Source organism: Geopsychrobacter electrodiphilus DSM 16401, assembly GCF_000384395.1.
In the GTDB taxonomy this organism is placed as follows: domain Bacteria; phylum Desulfobacterota; class Desulfuromonadia; order Desulfuromonadales; family Geopsychrobacteraceae; genus Geopsychrobacter; species Geopsychrobacter electrodiphilus.
In genome coordinates, this window is record NZ_ARWE01000001.1 from 3,552,181 (window position 1) to 3,564,019 (window position 11,839).

Annotated in this window: 9 protein-coding genes; 7 read left to right on the plus strand and 2 right to left on the minus strand. The window is 56.2% G+C overall.

The window, feature by feature from the left end; all coding sequences use genetic code 11:
- Nucleotides 1-63: 63 nt before the first annotated feature.
- Complete coding sequence (locus D888_RS0116715) at nt 64-1,674, minus strand: B12-binding domain-containing radical SAM protein (RefSeq protein WP_020677722.1); 1,611 nt, start codon at nt 1,672-1,674, stop codon at nt 64-66.
- Nucleotides 1,675-1,962: 288 nt separating this feature from the next.
- Here D888_RS0116715 and D888_RS0116720 point away from each other — a divergent pair, with 288 nt between their 5' ends.
- The 4 genes from D888_RS0116720 to D888_RS0116735 all read left to right on the plus strand — a co-directional run bounded on the left by D888_RS0116720 (nt 1,963) and on the right by D888_RS0116735 (nt 6,129).
- A complete protein-coding gene (locus tag D888_RS0116720) occupies nt 1,963-2,364 on the plus strand; it encodes an SseB family protein (protein WP_020677723.1) in 402 nt (133 codons plus the stop codon).
- Between the two features lie 10 nt (nt 2,365-2,374).
- Nucleotides 2,375-4,642 carry a peptidase U32 family protein gene (locus D888_RS0116725; RefSeq protein ID WP_020677724.1) on the plus strand — a complete coding sequence of 756 codons (2,268 nt, stop codon included), beginning with the start codon at nt 2,375-2,377 and terminating at the stop codon, nt 4,640-4,642.
- Between the two features lie 245 nt (nt 4,643-4,887).
- Nucleotides 4,888-5,358: a response regulator gene (locus D888_RS0116730; RefSeq protein WP_020677725.1), complete on the plus strand. Its 471-nt coding sequence runs from the start codon at nt 4,888-4,890 to the stop codon at nt 5,356-5,358.
- A gap of 66 nt (nt 5,359-5,424) precedes the next feature.
- Complete coding sequence (locus D888_RS0116735; RefSeq protein ID WP_020677726.1) at nt 5,425-6,129, plus strand: response regulator transcription factor; 705 nt, start codon at nt 5,425-5,427, stop codon at nt 6,127-6,129.
- Between the two features lie 99 nt (nt 6,130-6,228).
- Here the strand turns inward: D888_RS0116735 and D888_RS0116740 are convergent, their stop codons facing one another.
- Nucleotides 6,229-6,840, minus strand: coding sequence for a hypothetical protein (locus tag D888_RS0116740; protein ID WP_020677727.1), 612 nt, complete (start codon nt 6,838-6,840; stop codon nt 6,229-6,231).
- Nucleotides 6,841-6,980: 140 nt separating this feature from the next.
- Here D888_RS0116740 and rnr point away from each other — a divergent pair, with 140 nt between their 5' ends.
- The 3 genes from rnr to btsR all read left to right on the plus strand — a co-directional run bounded on the left by rnr (nt 6,981) and on the right by btsR (nt 11,650).
- Complete coding sequence (gene rnr, locus D888_RS0116745) at nt 6,981-9,080, plus strand: ribonuclease R (protein ID WP_020677728.1); 2,100 nt, start codon at nt 6,981-6,983, stop codon at nt 9,078-9,080.
- A gap of 183 nt (nt 9,081-9,263) precedes the next feature.
- Nucleotides 9,264-10,943, plus strand: a complete 1,680-nt coding sequence (locus D888_RS0116750) for a sensor histidine kinase (RefSeq protein WP_020677729.1) — start codon at nt 9,264-9,266, stop codon at nt 10,941-10,943.
- Complete coding sequence (gene btsR / locus D888_RS0116755) at nt 10,940-11,650, plus strand: two-component system response regulator BtsR (protein ID WP_020677730.1); 711 nt, start codon at nt 10,940-10,942, stop codon at nt 11,648-11,650. Before D888_RS0116750 ends, btsR begins: the two co-directional genes overlap by 4 nt.
- Nucleotides 11,651-11,839 lie beyond the last annotated feature (189 nt).

Sequence of the window (11,839 nt, forward strand, 5' to 3'; positions counted from 1 at the left end):
AGACCGCGCTGACCCCCCTCAGCAAGCCTCTAACTTCTAGCGGTTAGGTCATGGATTGTCAACTCAAAGGCGGGACGAACTGCTAAAGAAAACCGCATGATTCGAGGTAAATAACGGTGGAGTGCGGTTGACGATTTTACGGATCGATTGCGACCCGAGCAGGCGCTGATCCAGGAAGCGACGGGCGGCGGAACGGTCCCAACCGGTTTCGGCGGTAAACTTTTGATAGAGCCCGAGGGGACGGTGATCGCCGATGGGGTCGGTGGATGAAATACCGTACAGCTCGGGATTATCCAGCAGGCCCGAGGCGCGCGGCAGGTTCATGATCGATAGATTAAGAAACCCGATCCGGGCTGCATGCTGTTCCAGAAAATTGAGGGTCAATTCGGCGTCATGCTCGGTTTCACCGGGGGTGCCGAGCATAATATAGACAAAACTGGCGATCCCGGCGGCGGCGAGATTGGTCAGAATTCGCGCCGCAGTTTCGAGCCTCACCCCCTTACCGAGGCGATCGAGCACCGCTTGCGATCCGCTTTCCAGCCCCAGCTGCAGCATTCGGCAACCACTTTTGGCCAAGCTTGCGACAAAATCGGCATCTTCCAGCGCCGCTTCAAAGCGTACGAAGCCGAACCAGTTGAGATCACTCAGCTCCGCGGCGTGCTCAGCCAGGACCTTCAACATATTGACCGGGATCGCGTTATCGGTCAGTTGAATATGCCGGATACCGTAAGTGTCGGCCAGCTGCCGCATGAGAGCAGGGAGTTCGGCCGGCCGCGCGGCGGTATAAGCATGCACCGGCGCGGCGGCCTCGGGGCAGAACAGGCAGCGCTGCCAGTAACAGCCACGCGAAGCCGTGAGCGGCAGGATCGGCTGCGGCGAGAAATAATCCGACAGACGGGCGAAACTGAAATCCGGGGCAAAGCCGATCGTCGTCGCATCCTGTAACAGGTAGTCGGCTCCGGCCGCATCATGACCCAACCTGGCCAGGGCGGTCTCGCCCGGTCCGAAGACCAGATGATCAAAGATCGGCAGACGCAGACCGAGGCGGCGCAGCGGTTCGCGCCAGGAAGAGATCAAGCCTCCACCCGCGACCAGCAGCACCTCGGGCAGGGCCCGGCGCAGCAGGCCGGCCAGCTCAAATGCCGGCAACGCCTGGTGCAGGTAATTGATCGAGATCGCAATTATCCGCGGCTGCACCGCACAAATTCTGGGGAGCAGTTCCTGGTTAAAGTAGTCAGCAAACAGGCTGGGGGAAGCCCCGGATGCAATGCGCTCAAGATCTTCAGGCGCAAAGGGGGAGAGACCCGCGTGCTGATAATCACCCAGAGTCAGCCGCTCTGCACCGCAAGGGCTGTTCCACAGGGCAAGCAGTCGGTTTAAATAACGGACGGCTGTGTTGTAGCGTGAAAAATTTTGCACGGCACCTGCAGAACGCAGCAGGGCCAGAGAGGCGGTGCGATGGCGCAGAGCTCGACTGAGGTTGGTCTCGGCAACCCCCTTCGCTTGAAGGGTGAGCCTCTCTCCGTCGAGCAGATAAAGATAGGCATCAAGGTTGGCGTCAAGCGCCCTGGCTTGAAGCCCCTCGGCCCTTAAGTGGGCCAGCAGCACCGCCAGCGCCAGGGGTGGCTCGGCCGGTTTAAGCGCCGGTGGTTGAAGCAGCAGAATATCTGTCATGGTTTGATGCTCGTCACAGAAGCGGGAGAATTATCATCACCCAGTCTCAAAGGTTTAACCTCAAAAGTCACGCATTTCCTGAGCTTGAAAATCAAATCGCCCTGAGGTGGGTTACCTGAGCACCTTTGGCCGCTGACCGCTCTCGAACGCCAGGCTGTAATCATGGAATCAGGTCGCAGACCGACGTGACTCAGTGGCCATGACAAAGTGCCGTCCAATCTGTTAAGCTGTTCGCCTTTGCCGTTCTCCCTTGGACTCTTTAAAACTGAGACATAAAGGTGATTTTTCATGACTGAACTTGACCAGGCCCTAGCCGCCCTCAACGCGAACCCCGAAGACCCGAAGGCCAGGATGGACTTTTATGGCCGCTTCCTGCACACGATCTTCTTCGTTCCGATCCAGAAGATTAAATCCCTTGTAGAGGGAGTAGAAAAAGAGGTCGAACTGCCGCTGATCATCGAAAATGACGGCAGCGACTTTCTGGTGTTTTTTGATGATCAGAAACGACTGAACGTTTGGGCCGAGAAACATGCGCCCTGCGTACAGATGCCAGGATATGCAATTGCCGAGATCAGCTCGCCAGGGGTTTGGTGGGCGATGAACGTCGGCACCGCCCATGATAAACAGTTCAACCCGGACGAGATTGCCTGGCTGAAGGACGTCCTCGCGCGCTCCAAAGGGGCGGCTTAAAAGTAACTTGATGATGCAAAAAAAGCTTGAACTCCTCGCACCGGGCGGTGATCTTGATTCGATCAAGGCGGCCATTGTCGCTGGTGCCGACGCCATTTACTGCGGTCTGAATAAATTCAATGCCCGCAACCGGGCGACCAATATCGAATTTGATGACCTGATCGAGATGATCAATCTGGCTCATCGGCACAACTGCAAGATCTTTCTGACGATCAATATCATCATCCTTGAAAACGAGATCAAGGCCCTGTTCAAACTGCTGAACCGCCTGGTCAACACCAGCCTGGACGGCGTCATTGTTCAGGATTTAGGCCTGCTTTATCTCTTATCCAGGTACTTCAAAACCCTGCCGATTCACGCCTCGACCCAACTGACTACGCACAATACCGGGCAGATCGAATTTCTGGCCGAACTCTCAACGACCCGGGTCAATCTCTCGCGCGAACTTAACATCCATGAGATTCAGGAGCTCGTACAGGTCGGACATCAGCGCCAGATATCGAGTGAAGTCTTTGTTCATGGTTCCAACTGCATCTGTTTTTCCGGCCTCTGCTATATCAGCTCAGTGCTCGAGGGCAAATCGGGTAATCGCGGACGCTGCAGCCAGCCCTGCCGCGAACAATACCTGACCACGCCGGCGGGGATGAACTTCCCGCTTAATCTCAAGGATAATTCCGCCTTTTACGACCTTGAGCAACTCTCTGCCGCCGGGGTTGACTCGCTCAAGATTGAAGGGCGGATGAAAAAGTTTCATTACGTTTATACGGTGGTGAACGCCTGGCGTAAGCTGCTCGACACTTTTTACGCCCACGCTCACGCGACGCGCGACAATGCCGCCCTGTATCAGGTGTTTAACCGGGATTTCAGCAACGCCTTCCTGCAGGGGGATATCAGCAAAGAGCTGTTTATTGATAATCCGCGGGATCATTCAGCGCTCCATTTTGCGGCATTAAAGGGGGACGTCAGTCCCGACGGCATGGACAGCATCAAGGATGAGATTCATGCCTCACGCACCCGGATCATCACCGAAGTCCAACGCAAGATCGCCTGCCTGGACACCGCAAAGCCGCGGTTAACCATCAGCATCGCCGGAGAAGCGGGAACCCCTCTCAAGGTAACGATGATGACGCCGGAGACCTCCTGCGTCATCTGTTCGGAAACTGCGCTGGTCCCGGCCGCGGCCGGCAACAAAAAAAGCAGCGCTCAGCAACTGGATTACGCGAGCCTCCATCAGCGCTTCGGCGCCATCCACGAGAGCGCATATGAACTCGCGCCGTTAAATCTCGATAAGCTGCGCCCGGGACTTTTTCTTCCGTTTAAAGAGCTGACCACGATCAGAAAAAGGATCCTGTTCTGCCTAAACGGCTCACAAGACCAGGTTGCACCGGTTACCCCCCCGCGCCTGACGCTCCCCGGCCGCGCGCCTGCCAGACCGCGCCTCGCGGTGTTGATCTCCGAACGGCAGCAGCTGGAAGCGTGCAGCGAAACCAGCGCCGATATCTTTTATCAACTGCCCAGCTGCTTTGCCGCCGATTATACCGAGCTTGTCGACCTTTTTTTGGAAAACCCTGATGTGACCCCCTGGTTCCCGGCGGTGCTCATCGGCAAAAACTACCTGGCGGCGCTCGACATTCTGGAGCGGATCGCACCGCAACAGATCGTGACCGACAACACCGGCATCGCCCATGCGGCGCAAAAAAAAGGGCTGCGCTGGATCGCGGGCCCCTGTCTGAATACGGTCAACTCCTTCAGCCTGTTATGCCTGAAAGAAAAATTCAACTGTTCCGGTGCTTTCATCTCCAATGAAATCAGCCGCGATCAGATGAAAAATATTGTGCCCCCCGCAGACTTTGCCCTCTACTACAGCATCTACCACCCGATTCTACTCATGACCAGCCGCCAATGCCTGATGCATCAGATTGAAGGCTGTGAAAAAAGCCGCATTGACGAGGATTGCCTGCTGCAGTGCAGCAGATCGACAGGTATCACGAACGCCAAAGGGGTCAGGCTGATTATCGAAAAGAGCGCCGGTTGCTACCATCGCATCTACAACAACCTTAATTTCCTGAATCCCGACATAGTGCACGATTTGCCCGGAACGTTCAGCGCCTTCCTGATCGATCTCAGCCAGGTAAAAACCGAGACCCGAATAGACTTGGATAACCGCCGCATCATCAGCCTTTTTGAGGCTTTGCTCGCAGGAAAACCGGGGTCAAAAGCCCAACTCGAGCAGAATATCCAGCCAGTCACCAACGCCCAGTACGCCAGAGGGCTCTAACCACAAAGGAACAACTCTCTTCATCCGCAAAAATGGTCCGCGCTTTTTTTATAGTTCACCACCTCGGCCATGAAAAAATTTCGTAAACAGATCAAGGATAACAGGAGCTTAACAATTCTTAACTCTTACCCTTGAATAATATGCGTTACCTTAACAATTGTTCGATACAATTAAATTCATTAAAGACGTTGTTTCGCTAAACCTTGGCGAAAAGATGAGTGCTGATCAGCGCACGGGGGGTCTGCATGGAGTACCAACTCAGGGCGGTCGTTTTTGACGACGTTTCCGCCTGCCGAGAGCTACTTGTCGAAGTCCTTGAAAACCGCGGATATCGGGTCGTCAGCCATTCCGATCTGTCCGCCCACCCTCTGTATACAAACCCTGAAGCCACCTGCTCCAGTTCTGCATGCCCGGATATCCTGTTGACCGACAATCGCATGCCGTATATGACCGGTCTCGAATTTTTGAACCGTCAACGGCAATGTAACTGCCCTCTCAGTCCGTCGGCAAAAGCCATCTTCTCGGGAAGCTGGACCACGGAGGAACTCCAGCAGTCTCAGCAGCTGGGGTGCCAGATCTTTCACAAACCCTATGAATTTGACCTTATCGAAGCCTGGCTGGATGAGCAGGAAGCACTGATCCTTGCACGCAGAGCGGCAACTGGCCGAACACCCATTACGGGGAAAAAACATCCCGAAGAAGAACCCGTCGAATAGAGACCGCTGCGGCATGTGTAGCCGGTTCGGCTTCACATCCCCTGGCGACTGAAAGCGAGGAGGCGCATGTCAATTTTAGTCATTGAAGATGATATTGCTGTCGGCTCTCTGCTTCTGGAATTCCTGCAACCCGAAGGATTCTCGGTTGAAGTCGTGCAGGACGGGGTCACCGGTCTGGAGCGCAGCCTGTCCGGAGAACATCGCATTGTCATTCTGGATGTAAAACTGCCGGGCTTGAATGGATTTGAGGTTCTGCACCGGATCAGGGCAGAGTCGGACATTCCGATCCTGATGCTGACCGTTTACAGCAAAGATGAGCAACGCATCAGAGGGCTGGAGCTGGGCGCCGATGATTATCTGCCGAAGCCCTTCAACCCCAGAGAGCTCCTCGCGCGCATCCACAACATCTTACGGCGCAGTCAGCAGTCCCCCTCCGCGCTGAAACAGACAGACAGGCTACAGGTCGGAGACATCCTGCTCGACCTGGGCTCGCATAGAGCCTACCGTAGCGGCGAAAATATCCAGCTGACTGCCGCAGAATTCTCCCTGCTTGAGATTCTGCTCTCGCGTGCCGGACATGTTGTCCCCCGTGAAGAGCTCGTCCATCATGTGCAGGGCCGCCAAAACAACCCCTATGACCGCAGCATTGACGTCCACATCAGTCACTTGCGTAAAAAACTCTCCTGTCACCCCGATGGCTCGGAACGCATCAAGTCTGTGCGCGGGGTCGGACATTTCTATTCGCTTCCTGCCGATAATTTAGCCGACTGAGACCCAGCTGAAAAAAAGACCTCGCGCGGATCTTCCCGCCTGCCGCCGACACCTTGCACAAGGGTATCGGGACAGCTCGAAGCGGAGCCACAGGAGCGCTCAATGGCTGGCTGGCGGTAGTTGCCGCGCAATTCTCTGTGACAGCCCGACGCTGCAGTTGTAGACAACATCCCTGGTACGGCCTGAGATATCTCCGCACAACTGGCGCGTTTGCCACAAAAGCTTTCCATCTTTGCGGGCAAAAATTTCTGCGACAGCGGTTAGATCGAGAGATTTCGACTCATATCCGGTGTCACACAGAGCCGCATCGAGATATTCGACAACGCGCAAACGAAAGATCCCGTCGACGCTTTGCGGGGCGTTGTGAAGCAACTCGGCGCCGCTCATGCCGGCGACCGGATCGGGCCGGTTACTGTTGTCCAGTGGCGGCACCTTGAAATCAACCACCTGGTAACCCAGATCCTGCAAGGACTGCTTCATCTGCCGATAAATATCGTCACCTATATCGGGTTGACAAAAGGCGTCCGGGCGGGTTTTATCCCAGGTCGTGCGAATCATGGCCAGCGTCTTCACGTCTGCTGGGAGCGGCTGCAGGGTTTTCACCGGCCGTGGGTAACCGAGACAGCCGGTCAGCATCAACAGGCCGGCAACGACCATAAAATACCTGAGATTCCTTTTTATTGATGAAAAGTCAGCACTGCGTACAAGCATGGTGATCCTCCTTCGAATACGTTGCTTCAATATGGCGAGCGGTTGGCAGATTGCCACCTCACCCTCTCCATAGTATGCTCGGTAGAACCTGGCGCGCCATCCACAGATCTTCTTTTTTAAATAACCAACTCAAGGACCCTATGCAACCGATTGAACAGAAAATCATCGACCTGCTCGCCCAGGGCACAAAAAAACCTTTAAGTCGGCGTGAAATTTCAGAACATCTCAACTTGCGCGGCGGAGAGCGAAAACTGCTGACCCGCTGCCTGGAACAACTGGTCAAGAGCGGAACCCTGCAGGAACGCAAAGGCGGGTACCGCTTGCGGCAATCGCAGCAGCGCACCCTGGAAGGGGTATTTTCGCTGGCGGAAAAAGGCTACGGCTTTGTTCGACCCGATGATGCACAGGGCGAAGATCTGTTCATTCCGGCGCGGCACGTGGATACGGCGATGGACGGCGACCGGGTGCTGGTCGCGCTGGCGGTTTCCGCGCGGGACCGACGCCCCTACGCCAAGGTCATCAATGTGCTGCAGCGCGCCCACAGCCGTCTGGTCGGCCAGTACCGCATCCGCGGCAAATCGGCCCAGGTCTTTCCGCAAAATAAAAAACTCGGTGGCCCGGTTCAGGTCCCGCCCCACCCCGATGCGAACCCCGGCGATCTGGTCGAAGTCGAGATCGAGTATTATCCACACGGCGAGTTCAACGCCAGCGGGTGGATTATCGAGGTGCTGGGGGTGGCCGGCGACCCCAGGGTCGACATTGAAAGCGCGATCCGCACCCATGGCCTGCCGCATCAATTCTCCTCGGCCGCACTGGCACAGGCGGGTCGGATCGGTGAATGCATCGACCCGGCTGAAATTGCAAGACGAACCGATCTGCGCCAGCTGCCACTGGTGACGATTGACGGCGAAACTGCCCGGGATTTTGACGACGCAGTGGCACTAAAAAAAACCGCGAGCGGCTATACCCTCTGGGTCTGTATCGCCGACGTCTCGTATTACGTCGAACCGCAGAGCGCACTCGACAATGACGCGCTTGAGCGCGGCACCAGCGTCTATTTTCCCGGCTTCTGCCTGCCGATGCTCCCCGAAGCCTTAAGCAACGGCATCTGCTCGCTCAACCCCGAAGAAGATCGGCTGGTGATGTGCGCCGAGCTGCAGTTCGATCTCAAAGGGAACCGCCAGCAATCCAACTTTTACCCGGCAGTGATGCGCAGCCAGGCACGCCTGACCTACACCAGCGTCGCCGCCTGTCTGGATGATCCGCAGACCTCTGAACTACCGGCCGGCCTGATTGCGCAACTGCAACAGATGGCACAACTCGCCGCGGCATTGCGCGAGATGCGGCGCGCGCGTGGCAGTTTGGATATGGATCTGCCGGAAGTCGAGATTTTACTTGATGAGAGCGGCGCACCCTTCGAACTGATCAAGACCGAACGCACCCTGGCCCACCGCTTGATCGAGGAATTCATGCTGGCGGCCAATGAAGCGGTGGCCGAATACCTGACCCGCAAAAAACGCAACCTGCTCTACCGCATCCATGAAGAACCAGATCCCCTGAAATTGCAGGATCTGCAGCAGCTGGCCGCCGAATGCGGGGTCGGTCTGGTGCTGGGCAAAAACCTGCAGAAATCGCTGCAGCAGTTATTGCTCGATATTGCCGACAAACCCGAAGCGCGCATGGTCAACCAACAGCTGCTGCGCAGCCTGAAGCAGGCCTGCTATGCCCCGCAGAACGCCGGCCATTTTGGCCTGGCCGCCGCCCACTATTGCCACTTCACCTCGCCGATCCGCCGCTACCCTGACCTGATCATCCATCGCATCCTCAAACAGACCCTCGCGCCCGACCCGCACAGCAGCGCCATCTCGGAAGCGGAGCTTGTAACACTCGGGTTTGACACCTCGGCCAAGGAACGCCGGGCGATGCAGGCTGAACGTGACCTGGCTGATCTGCGCCGCTGCCAGATCATGGAGAAGCACCTGGGTGAAGAGTTTGACGGCACCATTTCATCGGTGGCGGAGTTCGGTTTTTTTGTTGAACTGGATGACCTGTTTGTCGATGGGCTGGTGCCGGTGCGCTCCCTGCAGGATGATTTTTATCATTTCGACGCGGCGCGACTTGCCCTGGTCGGCGAACGTCGCCGCCACGAATACAAGATCGGGACGCGCGTGCGGGTCAAGGTGGCCAAGGTTGAATTGGGCCGCAGACGGATCGACTTTTCGCTGATCTCCACGAAATAAAATCCCACGCGGCAGCGTTTTCTAGCCGCAGACACCTCACAACCTGAACCACTAACCTGCTGTATAAGACCACTTAGCATCGTTAAACTTTATGTCACCGCTGTGGCCTCAGTAGACTCTAAGTGCAGAATTTGCTACTGATCTCTTCGGGCGGCTTGCCCCGCCCCCTTTCTGGAGCCGTTGATGTCTATTGTCTATGCCTTGTTGCAGCAAATGGCGATTATTCTGGTCATCGCCTACCTGTTCAGCAAATCTCCGGTGCTGAAATACTTTTCAGGTGACCAGCTGCGTCGCAAAGACAAGCTGGCCCTCTATTGCGTCTTTTCCCTGCTAGCGATCACCGGCACCTACGTGGGCCTGCCGGTCCAGGGCGCAATCGCCAACATCCGGGCGATCGGTGCGGTTCTCGCCGGTCTGATCGGCGGGCCGGTACTCGGTGTAGCCGTCGGCCTGACCGCCGGTTTTCACCGTTACCTGCTCGGAGGGTTCACCGCCTTCTCCTGTGGGGTTTCAACGACCTTCGAGGGTCTGCTCGGCGGACTGGTCTACCTCTATTTCGTCAAACGCAAGCAACCCGACAAGGTCTTTCTGCCGACGGTTGCGCTGCTCACCACCTTGGTCGCCGAAATCGGGCAGATGCTGATTATTCTGGCCCTCTCGCACCCCTATCAGGACGCCCTGGCCCTGGTCGAGGTGATCGCGTTTCCGATGATCAGCGCCAATGCGGTCGGAGCGGCGATGTTTTTAAGTATGATTCGCGACCAGCGCCAGGTGCGCGACAACGCCGGGGCGCGTTTTTCAGCCAAGGCATTCAGCGTCGCCGACCTGACCCTCGACAGCCTCAGTCGCGGATTTAACTCCGAAACTGCCAAGGAGATGGTCGATATCATCCGCCAGGAAACCGGGGTTGGAGCCGTCGCCATTACCGATCGCGAAAAAATTCTGGCCTTTTCGGGCATCGGCGCCGATCACCACCTGCCCGGAAATCCCATCAGCACTCAGGAATCGAAACAGGCTATCCGAGACAAGGTCGTGGTGTTTGCCGATGGCTTTTCGACCAAATTTCAATGCCCGATATCCAGTCCTTGCCTGCTCGGCTCGGCGCTGGTCTTTCCACTGCAGGTGGACCAGGAGGTCATCGGCTCGATCAGCCTCTATGAACCGAAAACCAAGCTTTTCCCCAACATCACCCGCTCCTTCGGCGAGGGGCTGGCGACCCTCTATTCTCATCAGCTGCTGCGCTCGCGTTATGAAGAGCAGAAATCGCTCCTGGTCAGTTCCGAACTAAAGTTGATCCAGGCACAGGTCAATCCGCACTTCCTCTTCAACGCCCTCAACACCATTATCGCCGTCAGCCGTAAGGATGCTGGCCAAACCCGCAACCTGCTGCATCAGCTCTCCAATTTTTTTCGCACTAACCTCAAACGCAGAGGCGATATGAACACCCTCGAAGAGGAACTGGCGCATGTCAGCTCTTATTTGAAGATCGAAGAGGCACGCTTTGGTGAACGGCTGCAGGTCGCGATCGATGTCCCGCCAGAGCTTCTCTGTCAGCGCCTGCCGGTTTTTACCCTGCAGCCGTTGATTGAAAACGCCATCAAACACGGAATAGCCGAACTGCTGGATAATGGCCTGGTACAGATCAAGGCACGTCGCACCGGGACCCGGGCTATTATCGAAATCATCGACAACGCCGGCGCCTACCGCGAACCTCTTGATACTGAGGGACTCGGCATGAAATTGGTCAACAAACGAATCAAAAACAGTTTCGGAGCTGATTTCGGGCTGGAGATCGACTGTACGCCTGGTCTGAAGACCTGCGCCCGGGTGAGTATTCCGTTCGTCGCCAGGGAGGATTCATGATTCGCACCCTGATCATTGATGATGAGCAGCTGGCCCGCGAGGAACTGGCCATTCTGCTGGAGCATTCGGGCAAGTTCGACCTTATCGGCAGCTGTGCCAACGCCTTTGAAGCGCTCAAGCTGATTGGCCGCGAACGCCCCGAGCTGATCTTTCTCGACATAGAAATGCCGGTACTGGATGGTTTTGAGATGCTCGGCATGATCGACACTGAACAGATGCCCCACGTTGTCTTTGTGACCGCCTACGATCAGCATGCCCTGCGCGCCTTCGAAGAGAAAACCCTCGACTATCTGATGAAGCCGATTGACCCCGAACGGCTGCAGAAAACCATCGCCAAGGTCCTGAACAACATCACCCGCGGGGTCACCCCCAGCTACCCGGCAGCCTCGCTGCAGCGGATCCCCTGTCAGGTCTGCAACCGGGTTAAGCTGATCCCGCCGAGCGAAATCCACTACGTTGTTTCAGACTTAAGTGGCGTCCATGTCCTGACCGCGGACGAGAGCTTCTACACCGAGCTGACCCTCAGGGTACTGGAACAGCGGACCCTGCTGGTGCGTTGCCAGAAACAATACCTGGTCAACCCCAATGAAATTGATGAAATCATCATGCTCGACAACGGCCAGGCTGAAATCAAACTGCGCCAGGCGCAAAAAATCCCTGTCAGTCGCCGCTATCTGCGCCTCCTCAAAGAACAACTCGACCTTTAATAAGCATCCTGTCAAATCCAAAATGACCGCTTGGGCAGCAAATAGAACCGGTCAGTCAGGGAGAGGTTGGTTTTCTCCGGCCAACCCCTTAAGACTGGGGGTGAGTGAAATAAAGTCCCTGCAAAGGGCTGAATCCCCTTTTTTTCGCGCACCCCTGGCGCTTATTTTAACCTGTTCAGAGGAGAGAGA

Excerpts from the sequence above, each read along its gene's own strand:
- D888_RS0116725 (WP_020677724.1), top strand. The coding sequence starts at position 2,375 with ATGATGCAAAAAAAGCTTGAACTCCTCGCACCGGGCGGTGATCTTGAT.
- btsR (WP_020677730.1), top strand. The coding sequence starts at position 10,940 with ATGATTCGCACCCTGATCATTGATGATGAGCAGCTGGCCCGCGAGGAA.
- D888_RS0116750 (WP_020677729.1), top strand. The coding sequence starts at position 9,264 with ATGTCTATTGTCTATGCCTTGTTGCAGCAAATGGCGATTATTCTGGTC.
- D888_RS0116720 (WP_020677723.1), top strand. The coding sequence starts at position 1,963 with ATGACTGAACTTGACCAGGCCCTAGCCGCCCTCAACGCGAACCCCGAA.
- D888_RS0116735 (WP_020677726.1), top strand. The coding sequence starts at position 5,425 with ATGTCAATTTTAGTCATTGAAGATGATATTGCTGTCGGCTCTCTGCTT.
- D888_RS0116740 (WP_020677727.1), bottom strand. The coding sequence starts at position 6,840 with ATGCTTGTACGCAGTGCTGACTTTTCATCAATAAAAAGGAATCTCAGG.
- D888_RS0116730 (WP_020677725.1), top strand. The coding sequence starts at position 4,888 with ATGGAGTACCAACTCAGGGCGGTCGTTTTTGACGACGTTTCCGCCTGC.
- rnr (WP_020677728.1), top strand. The coding sequence starts at position 6,981 with ATGCAACCGATTGAACAGAAAATCATCGACCTGCTCGCCCAGGGCACA.
- D888_RS0116715 (WP_020677722.1), bottom strand. The coding sequence starts at position 1,674 with ATGACAGATATTCTGCTGCTTCAACCACCGGCGCTTAAACCGGCCGAG.